Source organism: Vulcanococcus sp. Clear-D1 (assembly GCF_014654725.1).
Taxonomy (GTDB): domain Bacteria; phylum Cyanobacteriota; class Cyanobacteriia; order PCC-6307; family Cyanobiaceae; genus Vulcanococcus.
This window is the reverse complement of record NZ_JACVZV010000010.1, coordinates 20,736-36,899: the sequence shown is the minus strand read 5'-3', so window position 1 is coordinate 36,899 and position 16,164 is coordinate 20,736. Positions and strand designations below refer to the sequence as shown.

16 protein-coding genes are annotated in these 16,164 nt (G+C 58.0%); 9 read left to right on the top strand and 7 right to left on the bottom strand.

The features are described from left to right. The first annotated feature begins 10 nt into the window (after positions 1–10). The 7 genes from gloA (at position 11) to H9532_RS03120 (ending at position 7,806) form a co-directional block, all read left to right on the top strand. Positions 11–412: a lactoylglutathione lyase gene (gene gloA / locus H9532_RS03150; RefSeq protein WP_296365800.1), complete on the top strand. Its 402-nt coding sequence runs from the start codon at positions 11–13 to the stop codon at positions 410–412. Continuing rightward, entirely contained in the window at positions 402–3,146 is a 2,745-nt protein-coding gene (locus H9532_RS03145) for an AAA family ATPase (protein WP_296365722.1), read from the top strand. The genes gloA and H9532_RS03145 overlap by 11 nt, the downstream gene beginning before the upstream one ends. Positions 3,147–3,257: 111 nt before the next feature. Further along, positions 3,258–3,461, top strand: coding sequence for a preprotein translocase subunit SecE (gene secE, locus H9532_RS03140; RefSeq protein ID WP_296365798.1), 204 nt, complete (start codon positions 3,258–3,260; stop codon positions 3,459–3,461). 105 nt (positions 3,462–3,566) lie between these two features. After that, on the top strand, positions 3,567–4,163 hold the full coding sequence (gene nusG, locus H9532_RS03135) for a transcription termination/antitermination protein NusG (RefSeq protein ID WP_296365796.1): 597 nt from the start codon (positions 3,567–3,569) through the stop codon (positions 4,161–4,163). Between the two features lie 118 nt (positions 4,164–4,281). Beyond that, positions 4,282–4,707 carry a 50S ribosomal protein L11 gene (gene rplK, locus H9532_RS03130; protein ID WP_296365721.1) on the top strand — a complete coding sequence of 142 codons (426 nt, stop codon included), beginning with the start codon at positions 4,282–4,284 and terminating at the stop codon, positions 4,705–4,707. A 93-nt stretch (positions 4,708–4,800) separates the two neighbouring features. Next, a complete protein-coding gene (gene rplA / locus H9532_RS03125; protein WP_296365720.1) occupies positions 4,801–5,508 on the top strand; it encodes a 50S ribosomal protein L1 in 708 nt (235 codons plus the stop codon). 120 nt (positions 5,509–5,628) lie between these two features. Further along, positions 5,629–7,806 carry a cation:dicarboxylase symporter family transporter gene (locus tag H9532_RS03120; RefSeq protein ID WP_296365719.1) on the top strand — a complete coding sequence of 726 codons (2,178 nt, stop codon included), beginning with the start codon at positions 5,629–5,631 and terminating at the stop codon, positions 7,804–7,806. A 187-nt stretch (positions 7,807–7,993) separates the two neighbouring features. Here H9532_RS03120 and H9532_RS03115 read toward each other — a convergent pair whose 3' ends face one another. Together H9532_RS03115 and H9532_RS03110 are read right to left on the bottom strand one after the other, a co-directional pair. Further along, positions 7,994–9,649, bottom strand: a complete 1,656-nt coding sequence (locus tag H9532_RS03115; protein ID WP_296365718.1) for a hypothetical protein — start codon at positions 9,647–9,649, stop codon at positions 7,994–7,996. 70 nt (positions 9,650–9,719) lie between these two features. After that, entirely contained in the window at positions 9,720–10,622 is a 903-nt protein-coding gene (locus H9532_RS03110) for a hypothetical protein (protein WP_296365717.1), read from the bottom strand. A 291-nt stretch (positions 10,623–10,913) separates the two neighbouring features. On the opposite strand from H9532_RS03110, the gene H9532_RS03105 reads away from it, so the two are divergent. Further along, on the top strand, positions 10,914–11,108 hold the full coding sequence (locus tag H9532_RS03105; protein WP_296365716.1) for a hypothetical protein: 195 nt from the start codon (positions 10,914–10,916) through the stop codon (positions 11,106–11,108). Here the strand turns inward: H9532_RS03105 and H9532_RS03100 are convergent. Genes H9532_RS03100 through istB form a run of 3 tightly spaced genes read right to left on the bottom strand, consistent with a single transcriptional unit; the run spans position 11,098 to position 13,073 of the window. Continuing rightward, complete coding sequence (locus H9532_RS03100; protein ID WP_296365794.1) at positions 11,098–11,622, bottom strand: ISAs1 family transposase; 525 nt, start codon at positions 11,620–11,622, stop codon at positions 11,098–11,100. The genes H9532_RS03105 and H9532_RS03100 overlap by 11 nt on opposite strands. Then, positions 11,619–12,077, bottom strand: coding sequence for a hypothetical protein (locus tag H9532_RS03095; protein ID WP_296365715.1), 459 nt, complete (start codon positions 12,075–12,077; stop codon positions 11,619–11,621). Before H9532_RS03095 ends, H9532_RS03100 begins: the two co-directional genes overlap by 4 nt. Before the next feature lie 36 nt (positions 12,078–12,113). Further along, positions 12,114–13,073: an IS21-like element helper ATPase IstB gene (gene istB / locus H9532_RS03090; RefSeq protein WP_296365714.1), complete on the bottom strand. Its 960-nt coding sequence runs from the start codon at positions 13,071–13,073 to the stop codon at positions 12,114–12,116. Positions 13,074–13,778: 705 nt separating this feature from the next. On the opposite strand from istB, the gene H9532_RS03085 reads away from it, so the two are divergent. Then, on the top strand, positions 13,779–15,023 hold the full coding sequence (locus H9532_RS03085) for a nucleoside hydrolase (protein ID WP_296365713.1): 1,245 nt from the start codon (positions 13,779–13,781) through the stop codon (positions 15,021–15,023). Positions 15,024–15,470: 447 nt separating this feature from the next. Here the strand turns inward: H9532_RS03085 and H9532_RS03080 are convergent, their stop codons facing one another. After that, positions 15,471–15,728: a hypothetical protein gene (locus tag H9532_RS03080; RefSeq protein WP_296365712.1), complete on the bottom strand. Its 258-nt coding sequence runs from the start codon at positions 15,726–15,728 to the stop codon at positions 15,471–15,473. After that, positions 15,725–16,150 (bottom strand): hypothetical protein, encoded by a 426-nt coding sequence (locus tag H9532_RS03075; protein WP_296365711.1) that lies wholly within the window; start codon positions 16,148–16,150, stop codon positions 15,725–15,727. Before H9532_RS03075 ends, H9532_RS03080 begins: the two co-directional genes overlap by 4 nt. Positions 16,151–16,164 lie beyond the last annotated feature (14 nt).

The window sequence follows — 16,164 nt, the reverse complement described above, 5'->3', positions numbered from 1 at the left end:
TGCGGCTTCCATGCGCTTGCTCCACACGATGCTGCGGGTCGGCGACCTGGAGCGCTCGATCACCTTCTATACAGAGGTGCTCGGCATGCGCCTGCTGCGCCGTAAGGACTATCCCGGCGGCCGCTTCACCCTGGCCTTTGTGGGCTATGGCGAGGAGAGCGACACCACCGTGCTCGAGCTCACCCACAACTGGGACACCACCAGCTACGACATCGGCACGGGCTATGGCCACATCGCCCTCGGCGTGGACGACATCGTTGGCGTGTGTGATCAGATCCGCGCCAAGGGCGGCCGGGTGGTGCGCGAGCCGGGCCCGATGAAGAACGGCAGCACGGTGATTGCGTTTGTGGAAGACCCCGACGGCTACAAGGTGGAACTGATCGAGCTGAGCTCCCGCGCCCATGCGGCCTGATTTCGCCAATCCCGCCGCCGGCGCCAGCCTCACCACGGAGCCGGATCGCTTCAGTGATGCCGCCTGGGATCTGCTGCTCGCCAGCCAGGAGCAGGCCCGCCGCTGGCGCCACGGCGACATGGATGTGGAGCATCTGTTGCAGGTGCTGTTCAGCGACGCGCGCTACGCCAGCTGGATGGATCCGCTGCCTCTGGATCCGGAGGCGCTGCTCGATCAGCTCGACGATGTCTGCGCGGAGCAGCCCACCAGCTCGGGCCGAGAGCTTTACATCGGTGAGGCCCTCGAGGAGTTGCTCGATAGTGCTGATCGGTGCCGCCAGGCCGCCGGTGCGCCCCTGATCGACATCCCCCAGATCCTGCTGGCACTGCTGGATGAACCCCGCCTCGGCCGGCGGCTTTTGGCGGATCAGGGCCTCAGCGAAGACCTGTTGCGCCGCCAGCAACGCTCGGAACGGCCGTCGCCTCCCGCGCCGCGGGTCGCCCAGCCCAGCGACAGCTGGATTGATCGGGGCGCTCCAGCCGCCTCCGGCACCGCCGCCTCTGCCGCTGCACCCCGGCCGCCTGCGGCGGACGCTTCGGATTCCGAACTCCGCCTGGAGCAGGAACCCAGCGCCCTTGATCAGTTCGGCCGTGATCTCACCGCCGCCGCCCGTGCGGGCGAGCTCGATCCAGTGATCGGCCGTGACACCGAGATCCGCCGCTTGATGCAGGTGCTCTCCCGCCGCGGCAAAAACAACCCGGTGCTGATCGGGGAGCCGGGCGTGGGCAAAACTGCGATCGCCGAACTGTTGGCCCAGCGGATCGTGGCTGGGGAGGTGCCCGATGCGCTCAAAGGGCAACGGCTGATCAGCCTCGATCTCGGCGCTCTGATCGCCGGAGCGAAGTTCCGCGGGCAATTTGAAGAGCGCCTGCGCAGCGTGCTCAAGGAGGTGCGCGACGCCGAAGGCGATGGGGCCGGCGTGATCCTGTTCATCGACGAGCTCCACAACGTGGTGGGGCCGGAGCGCTCCAGCAGTGATGCGGGCAGCATCCTGAAACCAGCCCTGGCCCGGGGTGATCTGCGCTGCATCGGTGCCACCACCCCCGAGGACTTCAGCCGCACGGTGGAGAAGGACCCCGCCCTGAACCGCCGCTTCCAGCAGGTGCTGATCAAAGAGCCGGGGCTGGAGGAGAGCACCCTGATCCTGCGCGGCCTGAAGGAGCGCTACGAGCTGCACCACGGCGTGGCGATCACCGATGGCGCGGTGGTGGCGGCGGCGCGGCTGGCCGATCGCTACATCGCCGATCGCTGCCTGCCGGATTCCGCCATCGATCTGATCGATGAGGCCGCCGCCCAGCTGCGCATGGAGGTGACCTCCAAACCGCGCTTGGTGGAAGAGGCGGAAAGCGAATTGCGGCGGGTAGAGCTGGCCCTCTTGTCTGCGGAGAGTGCCCCGGATGCGGAGCGGCTGGCCCTGCAGGACCAGCGCCGCCAGGCCAGTGCCCAACTGCAGGACCTGCAGCAGCGCTGGCAGGGGGAGCGTGAGGAGTTGGCCGAGCTCCGGCAGCTGCTGGCCGACGACGAGAGCCTGCGGCTGCAGATTGCCGAAGCCGAGCGCGATGGGGATTTGGAGGAAGCCGCCCGCCTGCAGTACGACCAGCTGCACGGGGTGCAGCAGCGCCGCAGTGAGCTGGAGGCGCAGTTGCAGGAGCAGCAGCGAGCCGGCCAATCGCTCCTGCGTGAGCAGGTGGAGGAGGGCGATATCGCCGATGTGGTGGCCCGCTGGACGGGGATCCCCGTCCAGCGGCTGATGGCAGGTGAACGTCAGAAGCTGTTGGAGCTTGAGCAGCGGCTGGGAGAGCGGGTGATCGGCCAGCGGGAGCCGGTGGCGGCGGTGGCCGCGGCGATCCGCCGGGCCCGGGCCGGTATGAAGGATCCGCGCCGGCCCGTGGGCTCGTTTCTGTTCCTTGGGCCCACCGGCGTGGGCAAAACGGAGCTGGCCAAGGCCCTGGCAGCTGCGCTGTTCGATGAGGAGGAGGCGCTGGTGCGGCTCGACATGAGCGAGTTCATGGAGCGCAACGCCGTAGCGCGGTTGCTTGGTGCCCCTCCGGGTTATGTGGGCTATGAGGAGGGCGGCCAACTCACCGAGGCGGTGCGGCGCGGGCCCTACGCGGTGCTGCTGCTCGATGAGGTGGAGAAGGCCCACCCGGATGTGTTCAACGTGCTGCTGCAGGTGCTCGACGACGGGCGCCTCACCGATTCCCAAGGCCGGACGGTGGATTTCCGCCACACCGTGGTGGTGATGACCAGCAACCTGGCCAGTCGCGCCATCCTCGACAACGCCCGGAGCGGTGGTGATCCGGCCCAGCTGGAGCAGCAGGTGGAGCAGGCCCTGGCCAGCCAGTTCCGCCCGGAATTCCTCAACCGCATTGATGAGGTAATCCGCTTCCAGCCCCTCGGCCCCGAGCAGCTGCAGCGCATCGTGCACCTGCAGCTGGCCGAGTTGGCGGCGCTGCTACGGGAGCAGGGGCTGGAGCTGCAGGTGGATGCACCGGTGGTGCCTTGGCTGGCCCAACAGGGCTACGAGCCGGAATACGGAGCACGGCCCCTGCGCCGCTTGTTGCGCCGCCGCATCGAAAACCCCCTGGCCACGGAGCTGCTCGAGGAGCGCTTCCTCGGGGCGGCTGCCGTGCAAGTGAGCCTGCTGGAGGCGGAAGGAGAGCTGCGCTTTACCCCCATCGGCGGGACGGCTTGATCACGTCCGGTAGGGTGGCTGTTTGCGCAACAGCGCGCGCCCTCGCTCTGCGAACACCTTCTGGACCCTGTGGTGGAAACCCCGACTGAGCCACAACCCGATCAGCCCGCCATTCCGCCCGCCGCGGAGAACCCACCTGCCGCCTCCGGTTTCGTAGGCAGCACCGTGGCCGAGCTGCGCAAGGTGGTGTGGCCCAGCCGCCAGCAGCTGTTTGCCGAATCGGTGGCCGTGATTCTGATGGTGACCCTCTCGGCCTTCGCCATCGCCGCCATTGATCGCTTCTACAGCTGGGTGAATGCCCAGGTGTTCCGCTGATTTCTCGTTCCCCTTTTGCCGTTGCCCGTGTCCGACGTTGATCTGAGCCCTGAAGAGCTGGGCGCTGAAGGCCTGGCTGGTGCCGAAGCGGCTGAAGGTCCGGAAATCCTCAGCGTGCCCGCCGCCGAAGGCCGTGCGCCGATCGCCCGCTGGTATGCCGTGCAGGTGGCCTCAAGCTGCGAAAAGAAGGTGAAGGCCACGCTCGAGCAGCGGGCCGTGACCCTGGGCGTGGACAACCGCATCCTTGAAATCGAGATCCCCCAGACCCCGGCGGTGAAGCTCAAGAAAGACGGCAGCCGCACCAGCACCGAAGAGAAGGTGTTTCCCGGCTACGTGCTCGTGCGGATGGTGTTGGATGAGGACACGATGATGGCGGTGCGCAGCACCCCGAACGTGATCAACTTCGTGGGCGCTGAAGATCGCCGCGCCACCGGCAAAGCCCGCGGGCACATCAAGCCCCGCCCCCTGAGCCGCTCGGAGGTGGATCGCATCTTCAAGCGTGCCGCCGAGAAGAAGCCTGTGGTGAAGGTCGACCTCACCGAGGGCGATCAGATCCTCGTGACGGCTGGTCCGTTCAAGGACTTCCAGGGCGAGGTGATCGAAGTGTCGGGCGAGCGCAACAAGCTCAAGGCCCTGCTCTCGATCTTTGGCCGGGAAACCCCGGTGGAACTCGAGTTCTCCCAGATCAGCAAACAGAGCTGATGCCGGTGCGGCCGTCTCCCTGCGGAGGGCGGCCACAGGCGGTGTTCCGGTTTCCGGGATCCGCCGCACCCGCTGCCCTAGGGTCGCGGATCCGCAGATTGCTCAAGCCGCCAGGACGATGGCAAAAAAAGTTGTAGCTGTGATCAAGCTGGCCCTCCAGGCCGGCAAAGCCAACCCCGCGCCGCCGGTGGGCCCTGCCCTCGGTCAGCACGGCGTCAACATCATGGCGTTCTGCAAGGAGTACAACGCTCGGACGCAGGACAAGGCTGGCTATGTGATCCCGGTTGAAATTTCGGTTTTTGAAGACCGCAGTTTCACCTTCATCACCAAGACCCCTCCCGCTTCCGTGCTGATCTCCAAGGCAGCCGGGATCGAGAAGGGTGCTGCCACCTCCTCCAAGGGTTCCGTGGGCGCCATCAGCCGCGCACAGCTCGAGGAGATCGCCAAGACCAAGCTGCCCGACCTCAACTGCACCAGCGTTGATTCGGCCATGCGCATCATCGAAGGCACTGCCCGCAACATGGGCGTCGCCGTGAAGGACTGAGATCAGCGGGCACTTGCCCAACCCTGATCCCACTCCATTTCTTGTCCCTTATCGGGGGAGAGCCCTTGGGCTCGCCTGCACCCCACGCCTGACATGCCCAAAGTTTCCAAGCGTTATTCCGCCGCCTTTGGCAAGGTTGAGACCCGCACCTACTCCCCGCTGGAGGCGGTGGAACTGGTGAAGGCCAACGCCACCGCCAAGTTCGACGAGACCGTTGAGGCCCACGCCCGCCTCGGCATCGATCCCAAGTACACCGACCAGCAGCTGCGCACCACCGTGGCGCTGCCCCACGGCACCGGCCAGAGCATCCGCATTGCCGTGATCGCCCGTGGTGAAAAGGTGGCCGAGGCCAAGGCCGCAGGCGCCGATCTGGCTGGTGACGACGATCTGGTTGAAACCATCGCCAAGGGCGAGATGGAGTTCGATCTGCTGATCGCCACCCCGGACATGATGCCCAAGGTGGCCAAGCTGGGCCGGGTGCTCGGTCCCCGTGGTCTGATGCCGAACCCCAAGGCCGGCACCGTCACCACCGACTTGGCCTCCGCCATCAACGAGTTCAAGGCCGGCAAACTCGAGTTCCGTGCCGACCGCACCGGCATCGTGCACGTGCGTTTCGGTAAGGCCAGCTTCGACGCCGCCAAGCTGCTCGACAACCTCAAGGCCCTCCAAGAGACCATCGACCGCAACAAGCCCAGCGGTGCGAAGGGTCGCTACTGGAAGAGCCTCTACATCACCTCCACCATGGGCCCCTCGGTGGAAGTGGATGTGTCTGCTCTGCAGGACATCAAGCAGGAAGCCTGATCGGCCGTTTTGCCGTAGCTGTGATCGCATTCCATTGAGAATGCGTAGCCGGGGCGCTCTGCCCCGGTTTTTTTTGAGCGGGGCAGGCATCATGGCCTTCGGTGAGATTTTCCGAAGGTGTTGAACGAGCAACCGGCTCAGCCCGTATGGACGCGTCTTCTGGCTTTATGGCCGAAGCAGATTGGTAATCAGTGTCTGTTGATGCTGCTGGCTGGTACGGCGTTTGGCCTATTGGCTCCTTCGCAGACGGGTTGGCTCACGCCTGTGGGTACGGTGTTTTTGCAGGCATCACAGATTGTTGTGATGCCTTTCTTGATCTGTGAGCTAATTGTTGGTTTCGGCCGACTTCAGGTCGGAACACTGCCTTTGCTCGCTCGGCGTGGTGGCTTGGTTTTGCTGGGCCTGTGGCTGGCGGCTGGGGTCTTGGTGGTTGTGTTGCCACTGTTCCTGCCGCAGTTGGTGACATCGGAGTTTTTCCATGCCGGTCTTTTTGAGAAGCCGGCATCGGCGGACTTGTTGAAAATCTATGTACCCGAGAATATCTTTGGAGCACTCGCTGCGGATAACTTTCCGGCCGTTGTTCTGTTTAGTAGCTTGTTAGGCGTCTTGCTTCAGGGTGTTCCTGAACGAGATGAGCTTCTCAAGCCGTTGTCCGTCATAAGGGCGTTATTCAAGCGCTTGAACAAGCTAGTTGTCTTGATGATCCCCTATGGGATCTTTGCGTTGATCGCTCGCAATGTCGCCAGCCTCGACGTTGATGATCTGATTCGCATGCAGGGGTATCTGAGCCTTAGCTTGATTGCCTTTGTTCTGCTCACGTTGTCTGCTCTTCTGGCTGTCACGGCCTTGACGCCGGTGACGCCAGCCCAGCTCTGGCGTGTGATCAGCGGGCCTTTGGCCTTAACAGCCAGTAGCGCTAATCTCCTGATTGCGTTGCCCATGTTGGTGACGAATCTTCAGGAGATTCTGCCAAAAGCAACTCGCGCCGATGCCGGGCTTGCTGTTGCCATGGGTGAGGAGCTGGCGCCGTTGGTGTCCTTGGGATATTCCTTGCCAACGTTGGGCCAGGTGGCCAGTCTGATCTTTATTCCCTTTGCGGCTTGGTATGTGGATCAACCATTGGAGCCGGCCTCAACGGTGAGCATGTTGTTGCGGGCGATTCCAGCCTCCGTGTCTGGGATTAAAGCCGTTGTTCGTCAGGAGTTGCTGCAATTGGGGTTGCCGATCGACCTCTTGCAGTTGGTGTATATCAATGGTGAGTGGCTTTATCGCTTTGAGAAAGTGCTCTCCCTGGAAGGCCTGGTGGTTCTGGCTGTACTGGTGTATGCCTCAGGTGTTGGGGCCTGGGCACCCCGTTTCAAGCGGCTTCTGTGTGGATTGGTTGCCTTGGTTGGACTGTGTGCTGGCCTTGGCTCTGCCAATCGCATGATTCTGAATGCTGCGCTGAGGGATACTTATCGCAATGATCAGCGTCTGCTGGCGCTGACGACCACTCTCAGCGGCGGTGCGCCGGTTGAGCTCACGGGACAGCAACCGATCGAGACTGTCAGCCTTGAAGCGATCAAGCAGCGTCGAGTACTGCGGGTTGGGATTCGTAGTGATGGCTTGCCTTGGGCTTACCGCAACCGACAGGGACGTTTGGTGGGTTTTGACATGGATTTAATGGGCATGCTCGCCCGTGATCTGGGCGTGAAGCTTGAGGTGCTGCAGGCACCCATCAGCACACTGGAGTTATGGCTGAAGCAAGGGCGGCTCGACCTTGTGGCTGGGGGTATTCAATCAAGCCCGCAACGTGCCATTCGCTTTGAGCTCAGCCGTGGGTATTTACCGGTGCATTTGGCACTGGTGGTGCCAGACGAGAAGGTGAAGTTGCTCCAGAACGGCCAAGCTGTGCAGCTGCAACGGCCTGTTGTGCTTGCTGTGCGTGACCCCGATATCATTAGCAGCGGTCTTGAACAGGAATTAGGTCGCTATTTGGGGGGACCGTCCAGGCCTGTGCAGGTGTCACTGGTGCCGAATTCGAGTAAGGAAGACTTCTTCTCGCCAGAAGGTCAACGTCGATTTGATGGCTTGCTGACATCGGCTGAATCGGGAGCGGCCTGGGCCGTGATGTATCCACGCACCACCCTGATTACACCATTTGGCAGGGATTTAACATCGGAATTAGTTGTTTTAGTTGGAGGTGCTGATTCCTCTCTTCGCCGTTACATCAATGGCTGGTTGACCCGCGAGGTTGCGCGAGGAGGTGTTGACCGTTTGTTTAATTATTGGATACTTTTAAAGGAGAGCAAGAGCTAGCTCATCGGCGGCGGGGACGATCAGCGATGCGTCTACGATGCCATTATCCATTGGAGAGTTAAAATCGCAGGCGATACCATAATGAACACGCAGGAAATGCAGTCTTGCCAGACTGTTACTTGGTGAAATGCACTATTAATATTAATAAAGGCTTCCCTTGGGCATCACTTAACAATGAGTTGCATCGTTAGAATATAACAGCAATCTCAAGGATATCAAGCGCGATTTCGCCGAGTAATGCATCCCCTCCAACTTCCAATGCTAGGCCATCCACAAAAGCCTCACCACCCAGGCCGATAGATGCGATGTCGAGGGCACCAACTGCTTCTTCGGCTACAAGAGTTCCCTCTGTGAAAGCGCCGATGAGCTCACCGGCTTGACCAGCAAATTCTGGACCAGCTACGAATTCGGTAAGCTCAGCAATCTCTGCCTCATATCCTATTTCAGCCAAGTCTGATCTAAACTCGGTGAAAACATGACTTCCTTTGAAGATCATATTTTCTTCGATTGTGAACTCCTCGGCATAGAGATCAACGACTGGATCAATACCTTCAATCTCTGTACAAAAGCCACCACCTACAGCGACTTTTTGCTTGGCACCCATTGCTAGAACTGGCACAGAGCAAGTAGCTTTTGCAAGTGCGTCATATGCTTCATTTTGTCCTTCGGAGATGACGTCCTTAAGGATGTTTTCGATGCTTTCAGTGTAGTTACTGCCAAAAGGGTCTTTTATGGCTTTTATTAGCTGTGCTTCGTATTCATTTGCGTCTTCAAGAATCATCTGATCCAAAAGCCTCACTTCTGGCATTTCTCCCCCCTCAATAGCCGCTTGATTGTCTTTGAAGGCCTCGGTTTCGAAGGGCTTCGCATCGTTGGCCACATCATCGAGATCTTCTTCAAGTTCTTCTTCGATGATAGTCTGTAATTTTTGCACCCCCTCTTTTTGGTTTTCAAGTATCTTAATATTGCCTCTGATGTCTTTTATGTCTTGCAGCAAGTCCGAAGATTTAGCTATTAGCTCTTCGTTCGCAGAACTGACTGGCTCTATCTTTTCTTGAATTCTCATAATATCCATTTGCCACTCATTAACTTCGTCTTGCCACAGTTTAATGATTTCTTCGTTGCCGCCAAATTGTTTGGCTAATTCAAGCTGCTTTTCAGCATTGGCCAACTCTTTTTGGTAGGCACTAAGCTGTTCTTGTAACTTATTGAGCTTAGCCGTATTTTCCTTTATAATTGCTTCATTGATTTCAAATTGGCCTTTCATGTCGGCAAGATTGTCTTCGGCGTTAGCAATGTTTTGATCTAATTCATTGATTTGTTCTTCTGCGGCCTCTTGTACTCGATTGGCGCGAATCTTCTTGTAAAGTACAAGGCCGCCGCCAACAACAAGTAGGCCCGCAAGACCTTCCACAATGGTGTTACTGCTGTCTTCTTCGGAAGCAGAGGTTGAATCAATCAATAGAGATGATTTCTTCCATTGCCCAGTAATAACATCCTGATTGGCTTGATCACCAATCAATTTTATCCTAGAGGCGTATGTTCCGTTGGCTCTCGTCTGAAAGTGCCCAGTTTCAAAAACAAGGCTCCTGCCTTGTCCGCTAAGAACACTGTTAGGTTTGTCGCCGTTGAATAGTTTTTTCCACGCAGCTTTGCCGGTAATTTCATCAAAACTAAAATGGCCGTAACCCCGTAGGGGGCGATCCTCAAACCAGACGGTATTGATCTCCTCGCCCTTGGCAACAAGCATGAAGTTGCGTGAATCTGGCTTGCGCTGCTTGACCCGAAATTGAGAAAACTGAGCGAGGAGAAGGGAGTTGGCTGGGATCTTGGTGTTGGCCATGATTGCGATGAATGAGAGGGTGAACTGCTCGTGAATGAAGCAAAAATTAGACTTCTACCGCTACTCGGCGCTAAATGGATGGGTTTTGATTCGTGAATACAAATGTCCATGCCTTATTGCCGTCTCCATCGCCTGGATTGTCATTGTGGTATTTGAAGTCGAGCACAGGGTTTGGTGACTGAAGCAGCCAATCTTCACCGGCTCCTGGCTTATACCACACATCTTTTTTGAATTGGCTTGAGTTGTAATACCGGCCTGTCATATTGATCTCAATTTGAGGCGTTTCGTACCATGGATTGTCAGCTTGAATGATCAAGCCTTTCTTCCAGCTGGTCTTTTCCCAGACCATGACATTCGCCGATACATCCCACTTATCATGTGTTGTGCCCGTAAGCACAACACTCGTGCCAGCCGGAAGATCTCTCGATGTCAGAATTGCGCCAGCCTTCATTTCGCCTATCACGTAATCAACCTGCATCTTTTGAGATGAATTATTGACGATCGTGATTTGGCTTAGCGTAAAATCGTCTACCACGACTGAGGGGTCGTTGATTGAGACTGATTCGCCTCGCTTGAGCTTGAATCCTGTTACGGGATCATAGTCAAGGCCATTCATGGATGGAGATTGGCCTTCGGCTTCTGGTGCTGCTGTGCTCGGGAGCATTTTCATGCGGGACACCATTTTGGTGCCTTCGTCTTTGAGTCTTGGTTTCAGTTGCTCAAAAGCGATCCGCTTAAATGCGCCATTGTCGTCGTGGAATGAGACGACAGAATTTGGTGGATTCTTCCCAAAGTAGCCCTCCCATCCTTCTGTTATCTCTTGCGTCGAGAGTGTCCCTTGCAGACGATTGGGGCGGTTAGTGAACCAGGAATGTGTTGCGTCAAGGTCGCTAATGATTAATTTGTATTTGCCGTTTGCGCCTCTTTTGATCCTGCCGCTGCCACCATGAATTGTGAAAAGCGCGTCAGCCATAGGTGATACAGACTCTTTATCTTTCCTAGCATCTTTTGATGTTTATGTCAAGTCGATCACGGATACGCGGATGCGGGGTGGTCTACAGGGCCGACTGAAAGTAAGGCACAAGGCAGCTGGCGCGGCCATGCTGGAGCCGATTTTGTCGGGACTGCTCCCGTCTGTTGGCCGACCCCGCTGCCACTGCTGATCTGATCGCGTTCTTGCAGGCCCTACCGGAAGGCCGCAAGCGTCGAGGTGTCTGTTACTCGTAGTGGTTACTGCTGTTGATGGCGATCCTGGGCATCCTGAGTGGCTGCCGCAGCGCCATGGATCAGGAGCGTTGTGCTAAACGCCATCACCAGGCATTCGGCGCGGCGCTGGGTGGGCCTGGAGCTGCCCAAGGCACCCTGCAACTCCACCTTCCTCTACCTGTTTGAGCGGGTTGAACTGGAGCAGCACTTTGGGCTGCTGACAGGGTTGATTCAAAGTCAGGTCATGGCTTGAGCTCTGGTTGTCGTCGCGCCAGCGCCAGCAGCGCCGTGATGTTATGCATCACCGCTTGCAGGCCCTCGCGGATTGAGCCGAATCCAGCCAGGCGCAGCAGGTTCATGGCTGCGGTTCGCAGTGTGGCCATGGCACCGGCGCCATTTCCGCGGTAACGGTGTGCGTCTTCCCGGAACTGGGTGTCCCGGATCCAGTGCCAGCTCTCCAGGCTCCAGCGCTCTCTCACCAGACGCAGCAGGGCTTCTGGGGTAGTGCGCAGGCTCGTGATGAACCGATGGGTGGCGTTGAACGGCTTGCCATCGCGCATGCCTGTTGCAATCACTTCCGCAATCCAGCAGGCGCCGTGCCAGTTCTCCTTGATGTGGGTTGGTGCCTCCTTGGCCCTGAGATCCCAGGTGATGTCGCGCCCATGGCCGACTTCGTGATCACTTGCGATGAAAGGGATCTTGCGCTTTCCAACCAGCTGGCTGGCGATCTGGCGGTAGAGAGTCTTCTGGTTGGCTTTGACCGTCAGCAGGAAGTCGGCCCCCTGCTCCGTGAGCTGCCGAAAAACGCCTGCTGTGTGTGGAGCGCATCCGCCTGGATGAGCACACCCTCCAGATCGAACTCACCAAGCAACCTTTGGAGTACCGCACGCTCGTGGTTATCACTTGTGGCGTAGCAAGCCTGAGCGATCGCGATACCCAAAGCTGCGGAGTACAGCGTCACCTGGGCGATGAACGCCGAACCGCCACCACTGGTGGGCACGATCGAACCTCGCAGGGTCTTGCCGTCACAGACCAACTGATCAAGAACCGTTGCCCCACCTGGGATCTGGGCGATGGTCCAGTCACGGATGGCGGCGCAGACGCCATCGACATCCACCTGCAGGAAGAAGTAACGGAAGGCGGAATCTGATGGAGGACGCTTGAGCCCAAGGCCAAGCGACTCTGTGAGCACATCGTGATGGCGCCGGGCAAAACGCTCCAAATCCCGGAGGCTCTCGCATTTACTCAGGATCCCGTGTCAAGCGACATCTGCTTTTGGTCCTCCGCCGACACGAAATCTGGCCCAGCTGATGGTCTGCTGATGGAGTCCTTCCGGTGCCTTTTCGATCGTTGTCTCATCGGTGTGTGTCGTGACGTTGTTGTTGTGGGCTGCGGAACCTGTGCTGCCTGATTCGAGTTTTCCCTCAGGCCTCCTCACTGGGCGGCGGTGGCTGTAGGCCAGCGCTGCCCTGTGAGGAGGAACCGCCCGCCTGCGGGCGGATGAGGCCGCTGCGACGTTTCTCTTTGAGCCGGTAGTGTCGCCCCGGATCGTCAGCACGTGGCTGTGGTGCAGCAGCCGATCGAGAATTGCCGTGGCAACCACCTGATCACCAAACACCTCGCCCCACTCCATGACGGGGCGGTTGGAGGTGATCAACACGCTGCCGCGCTTGTAGCAGCGGGAGATCAGCTGGAAGAACAGATAGGCCGCGTTCGGCTCAAGCGGCAGGTAGCCGAGCTCATCGATGATCAGCAGCCGGGTTTTGGCGTACTGCGTCAGCCTTGCTTCCAGAGCGTGCTGCGCCTGGGCTTTGGCCAGGGCTGTGATCAGCTCCATCGCACCGACGTGCTGGACGCTGTGACCGAGTCCCACCGCCTCCCGGCCCAGTGCCACCGCCAAGTGGGTCTTCCCCACACCCGGCGGTCCGAGCAGCAGCAAGGTGTCGCCGTTGGCCACCCAACGGCAGGTGGCCAGCTCGCGGATTTGGGCCGGATCGATCGACGGCTGAGCCTCGAAATCAAATGCCTCCAGCGTCCGCACATACGGAAAGCGCGCCAGCCGCAGCGCCATTCCCATCCGCAGATGGTCCTTGCGAGCCACCTCAGCTGTGCAGAGCCAGGTCAGCGCCTCACGCAGGTTCATCTCACGTCTGGCCGCTTCCTCCAGCAGCGCATCAAGGTGATCGCGGATCGCCGGCAGCCGCAGGCGGGTGAGCATCGCCTCAAGCTCCTCGGGGCGGCAGCACCTTGAGGAAGCTGAGCATATCGGTGGAACCAGCAGGGTTCTGGAGAGCGGTGGCGTGTGTAAGGATCTGGAGCGATACGCATCCTGGAGAACCCCGTCAGGGCCAGGCCAGAAGGCCGTTTGGTACAGACTTTTAATAGGCCTCGAATTCATTCTCATTGCGTCCGGTCCAATGAAGGGATTCCCGTCACCACCGATCGGCTTATCTTCAAGTTGACACCGATGGTCTACAACTCACGTTTGTTCTACAACATGAACTTTCCCCCGTCAAAACCAACCGCTCGAGTAGTTAAGTCATCACTTGGCGTATCGAAGTAACGTGAACCGTCTCCCTTTGCTTCGCCCCGCCACCTGGTCAGTTCAGGGTGGATAATGATCAGGTGGGATTCCAGGGTCAGTCCCGCGGCATGCTCCAATCTCTTATGCAATCGCATAATCAGCTATCGCTATTGGTTTGGATCGGGCATCTAACCACTCTTGCAGCAAGATGCTGAATCGACTCGTTGTTGCGTGATTTGCAACCAAATAAATACCGCCAACGGCCCTTTCCAGAAGCTGGGGTGTCGCCGCTTGAAACATTGACACCCCTCAGCAACCAAGTTATGATAAGGGAAATCTTGTGAATTCTTCAATTGCAGTCCTCGTTCTCTTTCGCGAGGGATCCTAACGCTTATGTTCATGAGCGCCGTGTTTGCAGGCCATCAAGTTGACAGGCTCCACGAGGCTGTAGCTTCAAGGTCTGAGCAACACAGCTTCCTTGATCGAAAAACAAAAATCAAATCAAAATCAACGCGAATTAATTCAATGGACTGGATTATCGACACAGACATGGGGCTAGACGACCGAATCGCACTCCTCTATTTGGCTCAAATCTCGAAACAGCCCGAAAGCAAGTTTAACATCAAAGCCATTCTAACTCAAGGAACCGGTCTTGCACACTCACTTCCTGCGAAAAACAACGCAGTCCGGCTTCTGAGGTATGCAGGAATCCCTTCGGATCAACTTCCCATCATAGGAGAAGGCGGCAAGAATACCCTTCAGGGCTTCCATCAATATCCCTCTGAATGGCGGTACACAGAAGACAATCTCAGAGGATTGAAAATTCCTGACTACACCAAAGCTGCAAAGCGGCAAAACGGAAAGTCTGTGGACATTCTCCGAAAAGTTCTCCTGACAAGCCCGAGCGAGATTTCCATTCTAGAGTTGGGCACGTTCACGACACTCGCTAAGGTCTTAGCTAAATCTCCCAAGCTTGCAGGTAAGATTGATCATATAGTCTCTATGGGTGGCGCAGTTGACGTCAAAGGCAACATTCATAACACTCCTAACGAGCGTGCTGAGTTCAATTTCTGGATCGATCCTGTCGCAGCTAAGACCGTCTTTGATCTAGGGATACCCATAACGATCGTTCCTCTTGATGCAACCAATCAGGCCCCACTGACCGAAGACTTTCTTGCAAACTTTCAAAAGAATGCAACTGGGAGAGTGGCTAACCTAGCAGCCACCTGGTGGAAAGATGCTATTGTGAATCCTCTAGGCGAATATTATCACTGGGATCCTCTAGCCGCGGCAATTGCGGTATCTCCCGATCTGATCACAAATTCACAAGGAGTAAAAATCAAGGTCAATGCAAAGGCTCGCGATGACATCGCACCTGAGCAAGACTCACCGTTCGGTGACACTAGTGATTTTAGCCGTCTTAATTGGAAGGGGCGTCCCCGCTCTCCTCTTGATCCATTCAAGTCAGGTTGGACGAAGCGTGATTCTGCCGGTCAAGATGTGAAAGTCGTGTTCCAGGCTGACGTCTCACGTTTCGAATCCCTTTTGACATCCGTCCTCAGCGAAGACTTTGGCAAGACAGATGGCTTGCATTCCCTATTCAGCCAGCCGATATCTGAAACCTTAGATAGCATTGCGAGCTGATTGGGCATAGGTGCGCTGCAGATGGTTCGACGTTTTTACTTTCTCACGACAACGCTCCTCAGAAGTGCAAGTCATTTGATATGTATTGTGAGCAAATAAACAATACGTTGATGTAGGCAGCCAATTAGAAGCTGAGTGCCCCTCGCCATTTTTGTCCGCATCCTCACTTCGTTTGGTCGGTCGTATAGCAGTGCTCCCATGGGCGCTTTTGATGGGCGTATGCCTTGGGGTTGCGATAAGCTATCCCGTGACCATAAAAACCTAATATGCGTCAGCAGCAGTCAGAGCTCGGTCCATCAGCAGATCTGAGGTTGCTTGGTGTTCATTCAAACTCGCTAAGATCGCCTGACGCTGAGCTCTGTCGCCATCGCCCTAATTAAGAATATTCTCATGCACCTGGATTGCTTGAGAGTTGATCAATGTTGCTCAGCGTCAGCAAGTAGTTGATCACTCCTCTTCGTCCACTCCGCCAGCGGGGATCTGCCGGACCAGATTCTCAACGCAGCCATCGGTCCGGAAACGTGCCTGCAAACCAAGGCTTCTTAGTGCCGCCACCTGGGCGTTGGCGGCGGCCACGCCGTAGGCCAGTTCCGCGGCAATCACGCTGCAAACACCAATCACGCCCATCCGGTAGTGCCGCAACCGCTCCAGGACCGCCGCCGGTGGCGTGATGGGTGTTGATCGGTTGCGTGGGTTCGTGCTCATGCCGCCACCTCACCGATCAGCTCGGCATAGACGCCCAGAGGCCGGGCCAGTTCAGAGCTGCGGACCGTGCGCTGCTCGCAGTCCTGATCACAACTGGCGCCGGCGTCCCTCAGGGATCGCACCGCCTCGCGCTGCTGCTGTTGTGGCACCAGGCCAGCCCAATGCCCATCGATCACCTGGCGGCTGCGGCTACCGGGCCGCTGGCGCCTGTGCTCAGCGACGATCCTGCCGCCATAGAGGATCAGAACCTGTTGATCGCGCACCAGCACGCTCACCCGCTGGCGGATCAGCACCTGCGGCGCCGAATACCAGTTCGCCTCGACCTCCACGCAGCAGTCGCTGTGGACGATCCGCACCAGCTCCCGCTCCGCCAGGAAGGACGGCTTGGCCTCCAGCGGCGCCTCACCCGTGGTGCCATGCACCGCCTGGGCCTTGG